This is a genomic window from Lutibacter sp. (genome assembly GCF_016342705.1).
Taxonomy (GTDB): Bacteria; Bacteroidota; Bacteroidia; order Flavobacteriales; family Flavobacteriaceae; genus Lutibacter.
On record NZ_JAEINV010000008.1, the window covers coordinates 117,945 to 138,519 of the forward strand.

Consider the following 20,575-nt stretch of genomic DNA (forward strand, 5'->3'; position numbering starts at 1 on the left):
ATGTTATATTATTTATTTGATTATTTAGACAGTCAATTTGATGTTATAGGAGCAGGATTGTTCCAATATATCTCATTTCGTTCTGCGCTAGCTTTTATTCTTTCTTTATTGTTTTCAACTATTTATGGTAAAAGAATTATTAACTATTTGCAATTTAAGCAAGTAGGAGAATCTGTAAGAGATTTAGGATTAGAAGGGCAGGTAGAAAAGGCTGGAACTCCAACTATGGGAGGTGTTATTATTATTTTAGCAACGTTAATTCCTGTGCTTTTATTAGCGGAATTGGACAATGTTTATATTGTTATTTTGTTAATAACAACTCTTTGGATGGGTATAATTGGTTTTGTTGATGATTATATAAAAGTTTTTAAAAAAGATAAGGAAGGTTTAAAAGGGCGGTTTAAAATAGCTGGTCAAATTTCATTAGGAATTTTTGTTGGGGCCATGTTTTATTTTCATCCTAGTGTTACCATGAAAGAGAAATTACCAATAAAATTTCAATATGTTGCAGAAGATGGAGTGCCGGTATTGTTTGGAGAAGCAAAAAAATCAACAAAAACTACGATTCCGTTTTTTAAAAATAATCAGTTAGAATATGCCGAGGCTTTAGAAATTTTCGGAAAAGGGTTAAAAGAATATGCGTGGTTGTTATTTATTCCAATTGTCATATTTATAATTACAGCGGTATCAAACGGAGCAAATTTAACTGATGGGATTGATGGTTTAGCAGCAGGCTCATCGGCAATTATAGTCCTCACGCTCGGTATTTTTGCGTGGGTTTCTGGTAATATCATATTTGCCAATTATTTAGATGTAATGTATATACCAAACTCAGGTGAAATGACCATTTTTATTGCAGCATTTGTTGGGGCATTGGTTGGTTTTTTATGGTATAATACATATCCGGCTCAGGTTTTTATGGGAGATACAGGTAGTTTAACCATTGGTGGAATTATTGCAGTTTTAGCAATTGCAGTGCGCAAGGAGTTGTTAATTCCAATTTTAGCAGGCATATTTTTGGTGGAGAATTTATCCGTTATTCTGCAAGTAAGTTATTTTAAATATACCAAAAAAAGATTTGGTGAAGGAAAACGCATTTTTAAAATGTCACCATTGCATCATCATTATCAAAAATCTGGTTACCATGAAAGTAAAATTGTTACCCGTTTTTGGATTGTTGGAATTATGTTGGCGGTATTTACAATAGTAACCTTAAAGTTGCGATAAATGAAGAATTTGGTAATTCTTGGTGGAGGAGAAAGCGGTGTTGGAACTGCCATTTTAGGAAAGCAAAAAGGGTACAATGTTTTTGTTTCTGATAAAGGAAAAATTGCAAAAAAATATAAAGACGTTCTTTTAAATAATGACATTGAATTTGAGGATGGTGGTCATACAGAAGCTAAAATATTTGAAGCGGATGTGGTGATGAAAAGCCCTGGAATACCTGATAAAGTGCAATTAATAGTTGCGCTTAAAGAAAAAGGAATTCCAGTGATTTCTGAAATTGAGTTTGCTTCAAAATATACTACTGGAACTATTGTAGGAATTACAGGTTCAAACGGTAAAACTACCACAACAATGTTGGTAAATCATATTTTGAAAAAAGCCAATTTAAATGTTGGAATGGGTGGGAATATTGGAAAAAGTTTTGCACAGCAAGTGGCTGAGGATAATTTCGGAATTCATGTATTAGAGTTAAGTAGTTTTCAGTTAGATGGTATTGTAGATTTTGCACCACACATTGCTATTTTAACAAACATTACGCCAGATCATTTAGACAGATATAACTATCAGTTTGAAAATTATATCAACTCAAAATTTAGAATAACAGAAAATCAAACAGAAAACGATTTTTTAATATATGATGCTGATGACGAGGTGATTGCAAATTGGTTAAACAAAAATAAAGTAAAAGCAACATTGTTGCCTTTTTCATTAGAAAAGGAATTGGAACAAGGAGTATTTATAAAAGATAATAATATAATATTAAAATATAAAACTGAACATACAATAATGAGTATAACAACTTTAGCATTAAAGGGGAAACATAACACGAAAAATGCAATGGCAGCGGCTATGGCATCTTCATTATTAAAAGTTAGAAGCAACACTATTAGAGAAAGTTTAGAGGACTTTGAAGGCGCTGAACATAGATTGGAAGAGGTGTTAAAAATAAATGGAGTTCAGTATATAAACGACTCTAAGGCAACAAATGTAAATGCAACTTTTTATGCTTTAGAAAGTATGAGAACTCCTACCGTTTGGATTGTGGGAGGAGTTGACAAAGGAAATGATTATTTAGATTTAATGCCTTTGGTAAGAGAAAAAGTAAAAGCTATTATTTGTTTAGGTATTGAAAATCAAAAAATAATTCAAACATTTAATAATGTTGTTGATTTAATAGTTGAAACGGCTGGAGCTGAAGAAGCAGTAAAAGTAGCATACAAAATTGCAGAAAAAGGAGATACTGTATTGCTATCACCTGCCTGTGCAAGTTTTGATTTATTTGAAAATTATGAAGATAGAGGTAACAAATTTAAACAAGCAGTGAGAGAATTGTAAATGAAAAATTGGTTTAAAAATATTGAAGGTGATCGTGCAATTTGGGCGGTAGTTGGTTTTATGGCATTATTGTCGTTTTTACCAATTTACAGCGCAAGTACAAATTTGGTATATGTTGCCAATAATGGCACGCCAATCTTTCATTTAGTTAAACACGCATTATTATTAGCTGTTGGTTTTATGATTATTTACGGAGTTCATAAAATTCCATATAGATTTTTTAGTGGAGGTTCTGTAATAATGATTCCTCTGGTTATTGTATTGTTAGCATTTACGTTGGCAAAAGGCTCAACTATTGGTGGGGCAAATGCAAGTAGGTGGATTCAAATTCCCTTTATTGGAGTTGGTTTTCAAACTTCAACATTGGCAGGTTTAATTTTAATGATTTATGTTTCCAGATATTTGGCACAAAACAAAGACAAAGAATTTACATTTAAAGATAGTGTTTTAAAATTGTGGATCTGGGTAGCCATAATATTAGGGTTAATTTTGCCAGCCAATTTTTCAACTACTGCAATTTTCTTTTTAATGATATTAATGGTCGCCTTTATAGGTGGTTATCCTTTTAAATATTTAGCATCTGTTGTGGGGATAGGTGTATTTGTGTTTGCTCTATTTGTGTTAACTGCGAAAGCCCTCCCTGGAGTGCTGCCAAATAGAGTAGATACATGGATTAGTAGGGTTGAAAACTTTGCTAATGAAAATGCAGAGGAAGGTTATCAGGTTGAAAAGGCAAAAATAGCAATTGCAAGTGGAGGAATTCAAGGAAGAGGCCCTGGGAAAAGTGTTCAAAAAAACTTTTTACCTCAATCTTCATCAGATTTTATTTTCGCAATTATTGTTGAAGAATGGGGCTTAATAGGTGCATTGGTAGTTATATCTTGTTACTTATTTTTATTAATAAGAATATTAATTGCATCAAAAAAAGCAACTACCATATTTGCAACTTTATTAATTATTGGAGTGGGAATTCCTATAATTATTCAGGCAGTTATTAATATGGCTGTGGCTGTAAATTTATTTCCTGTAACAGGACAAACATTGCCATTAATTAGTAGTGGAGGAACATCTATTTGGATGACTTGTATTGCTATTGGTATTATATTAAGTGTTACCGCAAATAAAGAAAAAGTAGTAAATCCAGATAATGAAGAAAACCCTTTAGATATTTTACATGAAGCAATCGGTTAATATCATATTAAGTGGAGGTGGAACAGGAGGACATATATATCCGGCTGTGTCTATAGCGAATGAGCTGAAGGAAAAATATCCTGAAGCCCAATTTTTGTTTGTAGGAGCTAAAGATAAAATGGAAATGGAAAAAGTTCCACAAGCTGGTTATGAAATAAAGGGATTGTGGATTGCGGGTTTACAAAGGCAATTAACGTTAAAAAACGCCATGTTTCCGTTTAAACTTATCAGTAGTTTATGGAATGCATATAAAATAATAAAAAAATTTAAACCAACAGTTGTTATTGGTACTGGAGGTTTTGCAAGTGGGCCAACATTATTTGTTGCAAACAGATTAGGAATAAAAACAGTGATTCAAGAGCAAAACTCATATCCAGGAATAACTAACAAATTACTAAGTAAAAAAGCTGATAAAATTTGTGTTGCTTATGATGGTTTAGAACGATTTTTTCCTGCTGATAAAATTTTAAAAACTGGAAATCCAGTTCGTCAGGATTTACTGGATATTGATTCTAAAAGAGAAGAGGCAATTCAGTTTTTTAATTTAAATAAAGAGCAAAACACATTAGTTATTATTGGCGGAAGTCTGGGTGCTAGAGCGTTGAACAATTTAATTGAAAAGCATATAAATTGGTTGGTAGAAAAAGGTATTCAAGTTATTTGGCAAACGGGAAAGTTATATTATGATGAGTTTAAAAAATATGATGAATTAAAAGGTGTAAAAACCTATGCTTTTTTAAATAGAATGGATTTAACATATGCAGCTGCAGATATTTTAATAAGTAGAGCAGGAGCAAGTTCAATATCAGAATTGTGTATTGTTGGAAAACCAGTAATTTTTATTCCATCGCCAAATGTAGCTGAAGATCATCAAACAAAAAACGCATTGGCAATTGTAGATAAAGAAGGTGCTATTTTATTGAAAGAATCTGAATTAGAGACTTTTAAAAATTTATTTGAAGGATTAATATCAGATGAAGAACTTCAACAAAAATTACGTAAAAATATTAAAGTATTGGCGTTGCCAAATGCAACAAAAGATATAGTAAAAGAAATAGAAAAATTAATTCATTGAATTTAGATAATATACATAACATTTATTTTGTAGGTATCGGAGGAATCGGTATGAGCTCACTTGCTTTTTATTTTAAAAGCAATGGGAAAAATGTTGCTGGTTACGATAAAACTCCTACCGAAATTACTAATTCATTAAAGGAAAAAGGAATGCAAATTCACTTTGAAGATGCTATTGATTTTATTGCTGATGAATTCAAAAATAAAGGGAATACGTTGGTTATTTATACGCCAGCAATTCCTAAAAATCATTCAGAATTAAATTTCTTTTTTGATAATAATTATAAGGTTTTAAAGCGTTCAGAAATATTAGGTGAAATCACTAAAAATTCATTTTGTTTAGCTGTTGCAGGCACACATGGTAAAACAACTACTTCAACCATGTTAGGTCATATTCTGTTTGAAGCAGGTGTAAATGCAACCTCATTTTTAGGCGGGATTTCAGAAAATTATAATTCAAATTTAATTTTAGGTGGCTCAGAAGTTTCTGTGGTTGAAGCAGATGAATTTGATCGCTCATTTTTAAGGTTATCACCAAATATTGCTTGTATTACATCAATGGATGCGGATCATTTAGATATTTATGGAGAACCGGCTGAATTGGAAAAATCATTTAAAGATTTTGGAGCTAAAGTTTCTGATACATTAATTGTAAAAAAAGGGTTACCAATTGAGGCTTTAACTTTTGGAATAGACGAAGATGCCGATTACAATGCATCAAATATTAAAATAGAAAATGGTGCTTATATTTTTGATGTAAAAACACCAACAGAATTTATTAAAGAGGTAAAAATAAATTTACCAGGAAAACATAATGTGCTAAATGCGGTGGCGGCTTTGGCAATGGCTAATAGTTACGGAATATCATTACCAGTCATTGCCAAAGCTTTACTTTCTTTTAAAGGAATAAAGCGTCGTTTTTCTTATAAAATTAAAACTGATAATTTGGTTTTAATTGATGATTATGCACATCATCCAACAGAAATTATTGCTGTTGCAAGTGCGGTTAGAGAAATGTATCCTTCAAAAAAAATAGTAGGTGTTTTTCAACCACATTTATTTAGTAGAACTAGAGATTTTGTAGATGATTTTGCAAAAAGTTTATCATTATTTGATGAATTAATTTTACTGGATATTTATCCGGCAAGAGAATTACCAATAGAAGGAGTTAGTTCAAGTTGGTTATTAGACAAAGTTTCCATAGATAAAAAACAGATTTCTTCAAAAGAGAATTTGTATAAAAATATTTTAAAATCAAAAGCACAAGTAATTGTTATGATTGGCGCAGGAGATATTGGGGAGTTAGTAAGTGTAATAAAATATAAATTAACAAGTGAAAATTAACTGGAACTACATAAAAGGAGTATTCTTAATTACTTTAATTGGGTTTTTATATGGTTTTTCAAATCATAAAAATAATGCCATAAAAGTGAAGGAAGTTGTAGTTGAATTTGAGCGCGGAAATAACCTTTTTATGAATTATGAAATGGTTAATAAATTGTTAATACAAAATGGAAAAACTGTTAGAAATCAAGAAAAATCTGTTATAGATTTACATAAATTAGAGTCTAATGTTCTATCACATCCTATGGTAGAAAATGCGGCTATTTTTTTAACAGTTGATGGTTCGCTAAAAGCAAAGGTTAAACAGCGTACACCTATAGCAAGAGTGGTGTCTGAAGATGAGAGTTATTATATTGATAGACAGGCTAAAAGGATGCCTTTGTCAGTAAATCACTCGGAGCGTGTTTTGATTATCTTTGGCGATGTTGAAGAAGAAGATTTTGAAGAAATTCACTTGTTGGCAACAACAATTTTAAACGATGAATTTTTAAAAAAACAAATAATTGGTGTGGAATTAGCGCCAGATAATGAGTACGTTTTAGAAACAAGAGTTGGTGAACAAAAAATAATTGTTGGTAAGATTGAAAATTTAAACGAAAAATTTGAGAATTTAAAATCGTTTTATAACAAAACAATGTTAGATAGTACAATTAATAATTACTCATCAATAAATTTAAAATACCGCAAGCAAGTTGTGTGTACAAAAGAAGTAGAATATGGAGCATAATGATATTTCAGTAGGTTTAGATATAGGAACAACAAAAATTGTTGCTATGATTGGGCGAAAGAATGAATATGGGAAAATTGAGTTGCTTGGTACGGGTAAAGCAAAAAGTTTAGGAGTACATAGAGGTGTTGTAAATAATATTACACAAACAATACAATCAATTCAATTAGCTGTTGATGAAGCTATTGCAGTGTCAGGGATTAAAATAGATGAGGCAGTGGTTGGTATTGCAGGTCAACATATTAGAAGTTTACAACATAGTGATTATATAACACGCCCTAATTCTGAAGAAGTTATAAATGATGAAGATTTAGAAAAGCTTGAAAAACAAGTATATAAATTAGTGATGCTTCCAGGAGAAGAAATTATACACGTTTTACCTCAAGAATTTAAAGTTGATGGACAAGCGGAAATAACTGAGCCTGTTGGAATGTATGGTGGAAGATTAGAAGCAAATTTTCACGTAGTTGTTGGTCAGGTTTCATCTATTAGAAATATAGGGCGGTGTATTAAAAGCGCCGGATTAAATCTTGCAGGAATAACATTAGAACCTTTGGCATCTGCCGAGGCAGTTTTAAGTAATGAAGAAAAAGAAGCTGGCGTTGCTTTAATTGATATTGGAGGTGGAACAACAGATTTAGCCATATTTAAAAACGGAATTATTCGTCATACAGCAGTTATTCCTTTCGGAGGAAATGTAATAACCGAAGATATTAAAGAAGGTTGTTCAATTATTGAAAAACAAGCAGAATTATTAAAAACAAAATTTGGGTCAGCTTGGCCAGGTGAAAATAAAGAGAATGAAATTGTATCAATTCCAGGTCTAAGAGGAAGAGATCCAAAAGAAATTACACTTAAAAATTTATCTAAAATAATACATGCACGTGTTGTAGAAATTATTGAGCAAGTTTTTTTAGAAATTAAAAATTATGGTCATGAAGAACCAAAGAAAAAATTAATAGCGGGAATTGTACTAACAGGAGGCGGCGCTCAGTTAAAACATTTAAAACAATTAGTAGAATATATTACAGGTATGGATACCAGAATTGGATATCCGAATGAAAATTTAGCTGGAGATACAGATGAAAGTTTTTCGAGTCCACAATATGCCACTGCAGTAGGTTTATTAATGAATGGATTAAAAAAAATAGATAAACAAAAGGCAAAAAATTTACCACCAAAAGTTGTAGCAGAAGAGTTAGCGGAAAAGCCTTCAATAGAAGTTCCAGAAGAAATTAAAGTTGAAGAACCAAAAGAACCTAAAAAATCAATTTTTGAAAAATGGGGAGATAAGTTTAGAGATTTTTTAGACAACGCGGAATAGCATAAATTATTAGTAAGAAAAAGAGACGTATAACACCAACAAATAAATATTATGAGCACAGATTTTAACAACATTTCCTTCGATTTACCAAAAAATCAATCTAACGTTATTAAAGTTATAGGAGTAGGTGGTGGCGGTAGTAATGCCGTTAATCACATGTATACTCAAGGAATTGATGGAGTAGATTTTGTTATTTGCAATACAGATGCTCAAGCATTGCACAATAGCCCAATCCCAACAAAAATTCAGTTAGGAGTTTCTTTAACTGAAGGTTTAGGTGCTGGCGCAAACCCTGAGGTTGGTGAACAAGCTGCAAAAGAAAGTATTGAAGAAATAAAGCAAATGTTATCTTCAAATTCAAAAATGGTTTTTATTACCGTTGGAATGGGTGGTGGAACCGGTACGGGTGCTGCTCCTGTAATTGCTAAAGCTGCTAGAGAATTAGATTTACTAACTATTGGTATTGTTACTATTCCATTTTCTTTTGAAGGAAAAACTAGAAATGAACAAGCTCAAAAAGGGATTGAAAAATTACGTGAATATGTAGACTCGTTGGTGGTAATTAATAACAATAAATTAAGAGAAGTATACGGAAATCTTGGTTTTAAAGCAGGTTTTTCAAAAGCTGATGAAGTTTTATCAACTGCAGCAAGAGGTATTGCAGAAGTTATTACACATCATTATACTCAAAACATAGATTTACGTGATGCAAAAACCGTACTATCTAATAGTGGAACAGCTATAATGGGATCTGGAACAGCATCTGGGATAAATAGATCTGAAGAAGCTATTTCTAAAGCATTAGATTCACCTTTATTAAATGATAATAAGATCACAGGCGCTAAAAATGTCTTATTGTTAATTGTTTCTGGAACAGATGAAATTACCATTGATGAAATTGGAGAAATTAACGATTATATTCAATCTGAAGCTAAATCTAACGTAAACATTATTATGGGTGTTGGAGAAGATGAAAGCTTAGGAGAAGCTATTGCAGTAACCATTGTTGCAACCGGTTTTAATAAAGATCAACAACATGAAATTTCAAATGTTGAAGCCAAAAAAATAATTCATACACTTAATGATGAGCAAGAAGCATCCTATGATTTTTCTGAAAAAAATTTACTAGATAATGCTTCAAAATCAACAAATGAGCCTATTGCAGCTGTTGAAATTAAAGAAGAAAAAATAGTGTATGATTTAGGAGAAGAAATAGAAGAAGAACCTCAATTTGATTTAATACAAACCTCGGAGTTTATTAAAAACATTGAAGTTGTTTGTGAAGAAATTTCTTCAAAAAAGTTTGAGGAATTTGTGATTACTGAAGTAAAATCAGAAAAGGTAGAACCAGTAATTGAACCAATTTCAGAAGAAAAGCAAATTTCATTTACGTTTGATTTGCCTATTTCTCAATCAAAAAAAGAACCTGTTAAAGAAGTAAATGAACCCGTAATTAATAATATTGAAGTAATTGCGCATCAAGTAGTTCAACCTAAAAAAATTGAAGAAGATGTATATTTTACTTTAGAAGATTATACAGAGTTGGAAGAAAATCTTACAAGAGCTTCAAAACCTGTTGCAATTGAGAAAAAAGTAATTGATGAGCCTACTTTAAAATATAAATCCGAACCAAAAATTAGCATTAATGATCACGAGGTTTTTGATCATAAAGAGGTTTCTCCGTTAGATTTAACAATTGCTGAATTGCAAAAAAGAGCTGCGGAAAGAAGAGAAAAAATGAAAAACTTTAATTATAAGTTTATAAATAAAGTAAATAAAAATATTGACGAAATAGAAAAAGAGCCAGCTTATAAAAGAATGGGTGTAGAATTAAATCAAACCTCTCATTCATCACAATTAAATCAGTCTAGAACTACTTTAAATATTGATGAAAATGATGATATTCAATTCCGTTCAAACAACTCATTTCTACATGATAATGTAGATTAAAACTTTGCCCAAAGACAAGTGCCCTTAGACAAGTTTTCTAAGTTTTGGACTCGAAAATCTTTAATGAAAATTAGAGAATTTCGAGTTCTTTTTTTTTATCTTCGCAAATAAATAATTTTGATTATGAGTTTACAAGAAAAGGTAATGGATAAAATGAAAGAGGCTATGAAATCCAAAAACAGCATAGCATTGGAATCATTAAGAGCCATTAAATCGGAATTGCTCTTATTGCAAACTAAAGGAGGTACATCTGATAAATTTAATTCAGAAGATGAAATTAAATTACTTCAAAAATTAGTAAAACAAAGAAAAGATAGTGCAGCGCTTTATATTGAGCAAGGCAGAGAAGATTTAGCAGATCCTGAGTTAGCACAAGTGGGAGTAATAGCTCAGTTTTTACCAGAACAAATGAGTGATGAAGCTGTTAAAAACATTGTTGCTAAAATTATTGAGAAAGTTGGAGCAACTTCAATGAAAGACATGGGAACTGTTATGGGTATGGCTTCTAAAGAACTTGCTGGAAAAGCAGATGGTAAAGCAATATCTATGGCTGTAAAACAATTATTGGCTTAGATAAAAATTAATATTTGGCCTCGTGGCGCAACTGAATAGCGCACTGGATTTCGGCTCCAGCGGTTGTAGGTTTGAATCCTACCGAGGTCACTAGTAAAACCCTTGAGAAATTATATTTTTCAAGGGTTTTTTCTTTTTCAACAAATAAAGAATGATATTAAATAGCTTTAGATTTCAAGGAAATGAGTTTTATCAAATTATTTGTGTAAATGACAATATTGTATCAAAAAGAATTCTATAGGATTGTTAATTTTAGAACTTGTATAAAGTGCTATTTTTTTCATAATATTTTCAGAAAATAGTTATGGTAAATAGTGATATTTTAAAGATTAAATACAATATTAAACATGAAATACGGTCATTTTGATGATGCAAATAGAGAGTATGTAATTACGAATCCTAAAACTCCCTATCCGTGGATTAATTATCTTGGAAACGAAGATTTTTTCTCGCTAACTTCCAATACAGGAGGAGGTTATACTTTTTATAAAGATGCTAAATTTAGGAGGTTAACTAGATACAGATATAATAATGTACCTATTGATGATGGAGGAAAATATTTTTATATTAAAGATGAGGAAACAATATGGTCTCCAGGATGGAAACCTGTAAAAACCGAATTGGATAGTTATGAATGCCGCCACGGAATGAGTTATACTAAATTCAAAAGTTCCAAAAATGGTGTTCAGGCAGAAGTACTACAATTTATTCCACTTGGTTTTTGGGGTGAAATTCAAAAAGTAAATTTAAAGAATACAACTTCAAAAGTAAAAACTTTAAAATTGTATTCATTTATAGAATGGGCGTTGTGGAATGCTGAAGATGATATGACCAACTTTCAACGTAATTTTAGTACGGGTGAAGTTGAAATTGAAGATTCAGTTATTTATCATAAAACCGAATTTAAAGAAAGACGAAATCATTACGCTTTTTACTCAGTAAATGAGCCTATTAATGGTTATGATACTGACAGAGATTCATTTATTGGATTATATAATGGTTTTGATGCTCCAGAAGCTGTTACTAATGGAAAACCTTCAAATTCTAAAGCACATGGGTGGTCTCCAGTTGCTTCGCATTATATTGAAGTAACGCTACAGCCAGGTGAAGAAAAAGATTACATTTTTATGTTGGGTTATGTGGAAGTAGATGAAAATAACAAATGGGAAAGTAAAGCTGTAATCAACAAAAAACCTGCAAAGGAAATGATTGCCAAATACAATACTGTTGAAAAAGTGAAAGTTGCATATAAAGAGTTGCAAGTGTATTGGGATGATTTATTAGGAAAAATTTCTATTCAATCTGATGATGAAAAATTAGATAGAATGGTGAATATTTGGAATCAATATCAATGTATGGTTACTTTTAATATGTCTCGTTCTGCGTCATTTTTTGAATCAGGAATTGGCCGTGGAATGGGTTTTAGAGATTCTAATCAAGATTTAATTGGTTTTGTACATCAAATCCCAGAAAGAGCACGCGAAAGAATTGTTGATATTGCCTCAACACAATTTGAAGATGGCTCTTGTTACCACCAATATCAACCATTAACTAAAAAAGGGAATGCTATTTTAGGTGGGAATTTTAATGATGATCCGCTATGGTTAATCCTTTCAACAACTGAATATATTAAAGAAACTGGTGATTTTTCTTTATTGGATGAATTAGTTCCTTTTGATAATGATATTACAAGAGCAAAACCACATTTTGAGCATTTAAAAGCATCATTTTATCATGTGGTTAATAATTTGGGACCTCATCAATTACCACTTATTGGTAGAGCAGATTGGAATGATTGTTTAAACTTAAATTGTTTTTCAAAAGATCCAAACGAGTCTTTCCAAACTACCGGAAACAAAAAAGACGGACAAGCAGAATCTTTAATGATTGCAGGACTTTTTGTTGTGTACGGTAAAGAATATATAGATTTATGTAAGCAAATTGGTAATGATGAAGAGGCAAATGAGGCGCAAATTCATGTAGATAACATGATTGAAGCTGTTAAAAAACATGGTTGGGATGGTGATTGGTTTTTAAGAGCATACGATTATTTTGGAAAAAAAGTTGGTTCTAATGAAAATGAAGAAGGAAAAATATTTATAGAATCTCAAGGTTGGTGCAGTATGGCCGAAATTGGTATTGAAGATGGTTTAGTAGAAAAATCATTAAATGCTGTTGATGAACATTTAAATTGTGATTACGGAATTGTATTAAATAGCCCGGCTTTTTCTAAGTATTATATTGAATACGGCGAAATTTCTACATATCCAGCTGGTTATAAAGAAAACGGAGGAATCTTTTGCCATAACAATCCTTGGGTTATGATTGCGGAAACTAAGATTGGAAGAGGTGATAAAGCGTTTGAATATTATTCTAAAATAGCACCTAGTTATTTAGAAGAAATTTCAGAATTACATAAAGTTGAACCTTATGTATATTGCCAAATGATTGCAGGTAAAGAAGCTTCAAAACCTGGCGAAGCTAAAAATTCTTGGCTGTCTGGAACGGCATCTTGGAATTTTTATGCAATTACACAATATATTTTAGGTATTAAACCAATGTATTATGGACTTTTAGTAAATCCTTGTATTCCTTCAAAGTGGAATAGGTTTAAAATGAGTAGAAAATTTAGAGGAGCTACTTATAATATTGAAGTTTTAAACCCAAACAATGTTAGTAAAGGAATACAACAATTAATTGTAAATGGTGAGAAAATTGGTTCAAACATTATTCCAATTCTAGAAGCTAATAAAGAACATGCTATAACAGTAATAATGGGCTAATAAATTTTAATTAAGTTTGATTTGTTTATTTAAAACTCTCTTAGATAAAATCTGAGAGAGTTTTTTTTATGCAAAAAACACAAATTATAATACTTTTTTAACACCAACAAATTCTTCTTTAAATTCTTTTGGAGTGCAGTTTTTAGCTTTTTTAAATAAGCGGTTAAAATTGGCAATATTGTTAAATCCACATTTAAAGCCTATTTCTCCAATACTTAAATCAGTTTCCAAAAGCCATCTTGTTGCAAAACTAATTCTGGTATTATTTACATAAGTAATAAATGTTTTTCCAGTTCTACTTTTCATAAATCTATTAAATGAAACTGGACTCATATTTACTAGTTCAGAAATTTCTTTTAAAGTAATTGTTTTAGTAAAATTGTTCTGAATATAATCGTACACTTTTTTTATTTTATCGCTATTATGAAAATCTTCTTTAACAGCAGAAGAGTTTGATAGTAATTTTTGTTCTGTAGATTTAGCCAATTCATCTAAAATTGAAATAAACTCTAAATAGTAACTAATTCCAGAAATTCTAGTTAAAGCCATTAAGCGAGGCATTACTTTAATGGTAGTTTCTTTAGAAAACAAAATACCATGTTTACCTCTATTAAACATATCTTTTATAGGCTTAAATATTCTTCTTGCCAACGTTTTTTCATTAAATAAATCTGGATGAATATGAATAGTAATTTCATAAATTTCTTTACAAGTACATTTGTGCAATTCCCAACCATGAACCAAATTTGGGCCAACCAACACCAATTCTAGTTCATCAATTTCAGCAGTATGATCTCCAATAATTCGTCTAACGCCTTTTCCTTTAAAAATAAAATTCATTTCAATTTCAGGATGAAAGTGAATAGGGAAATCAAAATCATCTTTTACTCTTTCTTCTACTAAAAAACTATCTTCAGGAATTAGTCGTGTAATTTCTCTATGAGCATTTTGTATCATAATTATTTAAAATTGTGTTTTAAAACACATAGTTAATGAAAATATACAAATAAATGACAAAATATGATTAACAATTATTTAACATATGTAATAACTTTGTATGAGCTACTATTCATAATAGTATGAATTTAGGCAAAAAAGAATAATTAAACCAAATATTTTATGAAAATTCAAAATTTAAAAAAAATTATTTTTCTTGGGATTCTCTTGCTAGGTATATTTGTACAAGCGCAAAGTGTTTCAGGTAATGTATCGGGTAAAGATGGCACACCATTACCTGGAGTTTCAGTAATAATAAAAGGAACTACCGTAGGGGTTACTACAGATTTTAATGGAGATTTCTTATTTCAGAGTATTAAAGAAAAACAAGTAATTGTTTTTTCTTATTTGGGTTTCGTATCTAAAGAAGTTACAATCCAAAATTTTAATCCACTAAAAATTGTTTTAGAAGAAGACATGCAAAATCTACAGGAAGTTGTAGTTGTAGGTTATGGTACACAAAAGAAAGCTTTAGTAACAGGAGCAAGTGTAAATGTAAAAGGTGAAGATATTGCGGCACTTAACACAGGAAATGCAATGCAAGCTTTACAAGGTACCACTGCAGGGGTTAGTATAACTAGGGATAATGGATCTCCGGGAGCAGGAACAAGAGTTACAATCCGAGGACTGGGTACTATTGGAAATTCAAATCCTTTATATATTGTTGACGGTGTAGCTGTTGGGAGTATAGATTATTTGAGTTCTTCAGATATTGCATCAATTGACGTTTTAAAGGATGCTGCTTCAGCTGCTATTTATGGTTCTCGTGCTGCAAATGGTGTTGTTTTAGTTACAACAGTTAAAGGGCGTAAAAATGCTCCAGCAAAAATTAGTTTTGACTCTTATTATGGTGTTCAAAATATTTATAAAAACCTAGATCCATTAAATGCACAAGAATATATGTATATAATGGATGAAGGTCGAGTAAATGATGGATTAGCACCAACTGATTGGGAAGCAAAGATTAAAAATAATTCTTGGTTAAATAATAATTATCCAGCGGTGGCAGATCAATATGGTCAAGAAATTTGGGATAATCTTCAAAATGGTTGGGAAGGAACCAATTGGATTGATGAAATTACAAATAATGATGCTCCTATACAAAACTATGCACTTAATATTACTGGCGGTAGTGAAGACATTATTTATTCTTTAGGGATATCTTATTTAGATCAAAAAGGTATGATTGGTGGTGATATTACAGGTGCAGGATATAAAAGACTTACTGCAAGGTTAAATACTCAAATGGTATTAAAAAAGAATGAAGAACATGCTATTATTACTGTTGGTGAAAACTTTACCTATACTAATGAAGAAAATAGAAGTGTAGCAACTGGTAATATTTATTGGAATGACTTACACAATGCTTTAGTTCAAAATCCTTTTATGCCGGCTTATTGGCAACAATCAATTGATTCAAATATCAATGAATTTGGATTTTCTCCAACTTTAGAAGGTATTAGTACAGGTCAAACAAACCCTTTAGCTGTAATGTTTTATCGTCATAATTACAATACTGGAAAAGGAAATAAAATAATAGGAAACGTATTTTTAGAAGTTGAGCCAATAGAAGATTTAAAATTCAGGTCTTCATACGGTATTGATTCTTGGTTTGGACATAGTAGATCTATGAACCCTACATATCATTTAGGTACACTTTATTCAGATGCAACTAACGGAGCGTCTCAAAGCCAATATTTTGGAGCAAATTTTACTTGGACAAATACAGTTTCATACAAACGCCAATTTGGTGATCACCAAATTGATGCTTTATTAGGTACTGAATTACTTCAAAACCAAATAAATACAGAGGTTGGTGGTTCAAGAAATAATTTATTGTTTCCAGGGCAATTTGAATATGCATACCTTAATAATACTGAAAGTCCAGGTTCTGTAAGTGATATAAATACTTGGGGAGCTGATTGGGCTGCCGGAGGTGGAGGCTTAATGTCATATATGGCTAGAGCTCAATACAATTTCAAAGAAAAATATTTAATGTCTGCAACTGTTCGTATGGATGGTTCATCAAATTTTGCTAAAGGAAATAGATGGGGTACATTTCCATCTTTCTCAGCAGGTTGGCTATTAACTAAAGAAGACTTTATGGAAAGCACTTCTAATATTATAGATTTTGCTAAGGTTAGAGCAAGTTGGGGACAAAACGGTAATCAATCAATTGATAACTTTATTTACTCATCTCAAATAGCATATGTCTTCCCTGGATATTTCTTTGGAGATACAAAACCTGTTTCAGGAACAACTGCTTATCCTGCAAAAGTTACAAATCCTGATGTTACTTGGGAAACTTCTGAACAATTAAACATTGGTTTTGATGTTAATCTGTTAGATTCTAGATTAGGAGTGACATTTGATTGGTATAATAAAACAACTAAAGATTGGTTGTTAGAAGCTCCTATTTTAGGAACATCTGGTGCTGGTGCTCCATATATTAATGGTGGAGATATTGAAAATAAAGGTATTGAAATTGTTTTAAATTGGAAAGATGAAATAGGTGATTTTAAATATGGAGCTACATTAACAGGAGCTCATAATAAAAACACGGTTACACGTATTGCAAATACGGATGGATCTATTTTAGGACCTAGCCATGTATTATCACAAGGAACATCTTATATTTCAAGAGTACAAGTAGGGCAACCAATTGGATATTTCTATGGGTTTGAAGCAGATGGAATTTTGCAAAATCAAGATGAGGTTGATGCGTATGTAACTCCAAGCGGCACTCCTTATTTTGCAGATCAACGCCCTGGAGATGTTCGTTTTGTGGATCAAAACCAAGATGGAGCAATAGATGAAGATGATAAAGTGTATTTAGGAGACCCTAATCCAGATTTTGAAATGGGTATTCAATTAAATTTTGCATATAAAGGTTTTTATACAAATACAACTTTAACGGGTAAATTTGGAATGCAGGTAATGCAATCTTATAGATCTTTTGCTGATAATTTCACACAAAATTATACTTCAGGTGTATTTGATCGTTGGCATGGTGAAGGAACATCTAATACAATGCCACGTTTAAGCTCTGTTTCAAATAGAAACACAAATTATATTTCTGATATCTTTATGCACAATGCGGATTATTTAAGAATTAATAATTTAACTGTTGGATATGAATTTGGAAATAAGTTGGCTGATTTTGCAGCAATTTCAAATGCAAAATTATATATGTCAGTAAGTAATTTATATACGTTTACTAAGTATGATGGTATGGATCCTGAAGTTCGTTTTGGACACGACGCAAGTTGGGCATCAGGAGTAGATCTTGGACTATATCCTCAGGCAAGAACTGTAATGTTCGGGCTAAGTGTTGATTTTTAATTTAAAATAAAATGAAAATAATGAAAAAAGTAATATATTTTATAGCTTTCATAGGCCTGATTTTCGTAACCAGCTGTGAAAAAGAATTGGACACTACAAATCTCTACGGAAAGAGTTTGGAAAGTTATTATAAAACTCCTACGGATATTGAGGAGGCAATGGCTGGTGTTTATAATGCAATTTATACTGCAAATGTACATAGTAATGAAGCTTTAGCGGCTAACTTAATGTCAGATATGATGTTAGGTGGAGGTGGGCCAGATGATAAATCTGCAAAATGGGTTGATAATTTTGAAGATCCTGCTGAAGATACATATCGAGATATGTGGACGCAATGTTACAACGGTATTTCTAGAACAAATGCAATTATTGAAAAAACTGCTGAAGCTGATTTTTCAACATTTTTTGATACTCCAGAATTAGCAGAACAATTTAAAAATCAAGCTATTGGTGAAGCTTTGTTTATGAGAGCATTTTACTATTTTAGATTGGCTAAATTCTTTGGAGGCGTGCCTTTAATTGTAACTATAGATTCTCCAAGAGATGTGGCAAGAGCTACGTATTCTGAAACTTTTGCCCAAATAGCTTCAGATTTAAAACTAGCAATTGAAACTATGCCAGATACTCCATTTACTGCTATGCCTACTTCGGACTATGGTCATGCAAATAAATGGGTAGCTCAAGCTTATTTAGGGCGTGTATATTTATTTTATACTGGATATATGACAAATATGGAAGGACAATCTACTAGTGATTTACCATTGGTTGATGGAGGTTCTTTAAGCGCATCTGATGTTAAAACATATTTAGATGATTGTATTAGTAGAAGTGGATATAAATTAACACCTGACTTTAGAAATTTATGGCCATATTCTTATGTAAACCAAAGTGCTGGAACAACAGTATTGCCTTGGGCTGCAAATGAAGGTTTATCTTGGGTAGGTCAAGATGGTACTTCTCCAACTTTTGGTACAGGAAATTATGAAACTATGTTTATGCAACGTTTCTCCTTCGGTGATTGGGGATGGAGTAATGGAAATATTTATACAAACAGATTGGCCTTATTTTTTGGTATTAGAGATAACTCAATGGTTCCTTTCGGTCAAGGTTGGGGTTGGGGAACTATCAATCCAAAATTATGGAATACTTGGGACGATGCAGATCCTAGAAAACAAGGTTCTATATTACCAATGGGGGTAGCTGACCAAGGAACAGGTGGATATTCAGCAGACAAAGGCGATCATGAAACTGGTTATTTCAATAAAAAATACATAGCAATTCAACATCCTGATCCATCAGGAGCTATTGTTGGTATGTTTGTTCAGTTATATGGCTGGGGGAATACAGATATGCAGTTAATGCATGCACAAGATTTTATTTTTATGCGTTTTGCAGATGTATTGTTAATGCATTCTGAAATTACAGGAACTGCAGATGGTATGAACGCTGTACGTGCAAGAGCGGGTTTACCTGCTGTTGGATATTCTTTAGATGCTTTAAAACTGGAACGTTTACATGAATTTTCTTTTGAAGGTTTACGTTGGTTTGATTTGGTACGTTGGGGAGATGTAGATACAGCTTTTAGCGAAACTATTAATGTAAGAAATTCAGGAATAGCTGCTACGTATAAAGCAAATTATAGAACAGAAATAAAAGGATTGGTTCCAATCCCAGAAACTGAAATACGTCTTTCAGGAGGTATTTATAATCAAAATCCAGGTTGGTAATATTAAGTTAAATTTAAAATAATTAGATATGAATTTTAATAAAATAAAAAATCTTTGGATTGTTACACTAGTGCTGATTCTATCCGCTTGTGAACCAATTATTGATGAGCAATATTTAGAAAACTCTACCGATGTTGATGGAGTTGAATTAATCGCAACTCAGAGTACACCGGGTGGTAATAAAATTACACTTGATTTAGTAACTCCTGGAATAAATGGTTATTGGGATTATAATTTAGGAAAAGCACTTACAGATAAAATAACTTTTATTTATCCAATCCCTGGAAAGGCTACTTTCACTTTTACTGGAACTTTAGGTTCAGAATTCTTTTCAAAATCAATTGACGTACAAATTGATCAGTTAGACAATGCCTTAGATCAAGATTGGTACGATTTGGTAAGTGAAGATACAGCAGCGGGTAAAACTTGGGTTTATGCAGGTACACCTGGAAATGGAGCTTTTTGGTTTATGTCTGCCCCTGGAGGAGTAGAAAATGTTTGGAGTTTATGGTGGAATGCAGGAGACTGTTGCGCTCCTGACCCTTATGGAAAAATGCATTTCGATTTAAATGGAGCTGCAAACTACACATATTATTCTGATGCAGGAGCTTCAGGAGCCTCAGGAAGTTTTGTATTAGATGTATCAAATAAAAAATTACAAATTATAGACCAACCTCTAATGGGTGGAAATAGAGCTGGAGGTGCTGGAAATGCTGATGGTATTTATGAAATTGTTTCTCTTACAGAAGATGAACTTCTTTTATATGTATCAAATAGTGAGGTTTATGGAACAGGATGGACTTGGGTATTTAAACCAGAATAAATAAAAAAATAAATTTTTAATTAAATTTAATTAATAGGTATTCACTTCAGATCCGTATTATAGGTCGGTAGAGGATACCTATTAGTATTTCATAAAATCCTAAATAGGAGAATAAGAGTGATTTCATATTTAATTTAGGTGTTAGAACAACGTGGTAAA

The 20,575-nt window shown here is 31.6% G+C and carries 14 protein-coding genes and 1 tRNA gene; 14 read left to right on the plus strand and 1 reads right to left on the minus strand.

Features of this window, described 5'->3' with window-relative positions:
• From mraY to JEY78_RS09545, 11 genes are all read left to right on the plus strand, one after another.
• Complete coding sequence (mraY, locus tag JEY78_RS09495; protein ID WP_291850107.1) at positions 1 to 1,227, plus strand: phospho-N-acetylmuramoyl-pentapeptide-transferase; 1,227 nt, start codon at positions 1 to 3, stop codon at positions 1,225 to 1,227.
• Positions 1,228 to 2,562, plus strand: coding sequence for a UDP-N-acetylmuramoyl-L-alanine--D-glutamate ligase (murD, locus tag JEY78_RS09500; protein ID WP_291850110.1), 1,335 nt, complete (start codon positions 1,228 to 1,230; stop codon positions 2,560 to 2,562). It abuts the gene before it with no gap.
• Complete coding sequence (locus JEY78_RS09505; protein ID WP_291850113.1) at positions 2,563 to 3,753, plus strand: FtsW/RodA/SpoVE family cell cycle protein; 1,191 nt, start codon at positions 2,563 to 2,565, stop codon at positions 3,751 to 3,753.
• Positions 3,737 to 4,828: an undecaprenyldiphospho-muramoylpentapeptide beta-N-acetylglucosaminyltransferase gene (murG, locus tag JEY78_RS09510; RefSeq protein ID WP_291850115.1), complete on the plus strand. Its 1,092-nt coding sequence runs from the start codon at positions 3,737 to 3,739 to the stop codon at positions 4,826 to 4,828. Before JEY78_RS09505 ends, murG begins: the two co-directional genes overlap by 17 nt.
• Positions 4,825 to 6,171: a UDP-N-acetylmuramate--L-alanine ligase gene (murC, locus tag JEY78_RS09515; RefSeq protein WP_291850118.1), complete on the plus strand. Its 1,347-nt coding sequence runs from the start codon at positions 4,825 to 4,827 to the stop codon at positions 6,169 to 6,171. The genes murG and murC overlap by 4 nt, the downstream gene beginning before the upstream one ends.
• Positions 6,161 to 6,898: a cell division protein FtsQ gene (locus JEY78_RS09520; protein WP_291850121.1), complete on the plus strand. Its 738-nt coding sequence runs from the start codon at positions 6,161 to 6,163 to the stop codon at positions 6,896 to 6,898. Before murC ends, JEY78_RS09520 begins: the two co-directional genes overlap by 11 nt.
• The gene (gene ftsA, locus JEY78_RS09525; protein WP_291850124.1) at positions 6,888 to 8,222 is read left to right on the plus strand and encodes a cell division protein FtsA; all 1,335 of its coding nucleotides are present in this window, start codon (positions 6,888 to 6,890) and stop codon (positions 8,220 to 8,222) included. The genes JEY78_RS09520 and ftsA overlap by 11 nt, the downstream gene beginning before the upstream one ends.
• Before the next feature lie 51 nt (positions 8,223 to 8,273).
• On the plus strand, positions 8,274 to 10,172 hold the full coding sequence (ftsZ, locus tag JEY78_RS09530) for a cell division protein FtsZ (protein ID WP_291850127.1): 1,899 nt from the start codon (positions 8,274 to 8,276) through the stop codon (positions 10,170 to 10,172).
• Positions 10,173 to 10,295: 123 nt separating this feature from the next.
• On the plus strand, positions 10,296 to 10,745 hold the full coding sequence (locus JEY78_RS09535) for a GatB/YqeY domain-containing protein (protein WP_291850130.1): 450 nt from the start codon (positions 10,296 to 10,298) through the stop codon (positions 10,743 to 10,745).
• A gap of 16 nt (positions 10,746 to 10,761) precedes the next feature.
• Positions 10,762 to 10,835, plus strand: a tRNA-Arg gene (locus JEY78_RS09540).
• 257 nt (positions 10,836 to 11,092) lie between these two features.
• A complete protein-coding gene (locus JEY78_RS09545; RefSeq protein ID WP_291850133.1) occupies positions 11,093 to 13,528 on the plus strand; it encodes a glycosyl transferase in 2,436 nt (811 codons plus the stop codon).
• Positions 13,529 to 13,612: 84 nt separating this feature from the next.
• On the opposite strand, the gene JEY78_RS09550 is transcribed toward JEY78_RS09545, so the two are convergent.
• The gene (locus JEY78_RS09550; RefSeq protein ID WP_291850136.1) at positions 13,613 to 14,485 is read right to left on the minus strand and encodes an AraC family transcriptional regulator; all 873 of its coding nucleotides are present in this window, start codon (positions 14,483 to 14,485) and stop codon (positions 13,613 to 13,615) included.
• Positions 14,486 to 14,647: 162 nt separating this feature from the next.
• Between JEY78_RS09550 and JEY78_RS09555 the strand changes: the two genes are divergently transcribed.
• Genes JEY78_RS09555 through JEY78_RS09565 form a run of 3 tightly spaced genes read left to right on the plus strand, consistent with a single transcriptional unit; the run spans position 14,648 to position 20,416 of the window.
• Positions 14,648 to 17,866 carry a TonB-dependent receptor gene (locus JEY78_RS09555; protein ID WP_291850138.1) on the plus strand — a complete coding sequence of 1,073 codons (3,219 nt, stop codon included), beginning with the start codon at positions 14,648 to 14,650 and terminating at the stop codon, positions 17,864 to 17,866.
• Positions 17,867 to 17,886: 20 nt separating this feature from the next.
• A complete protein-coding gene (locus tag JEY78_RS09560; protein WP_291850141.1) occupies positions 17,887 to 19,593 on the plus strand; it encodes a RagB/SusD family nutrient uptake outer membrane protein in 1,707 nt (568 codons plus the stop codon).
• Positions 19,594 to 19,621: 28 nt separating this feature from the next.
• The gene (locus tag JEY78_RS09565) at positions 19,622 to 20,416 is read left to right on the plus strand and encodes a hypothetical protein (protein ID WP_291850144.1); all 795 of its coding nucleotides are present in this window, start codon (positions 19,622 to 19,624) and stop codon (positions 20,414 to 20,416) included.
• Positions 20,417 to 20,575: the final 159 nt, after the last annotated feature.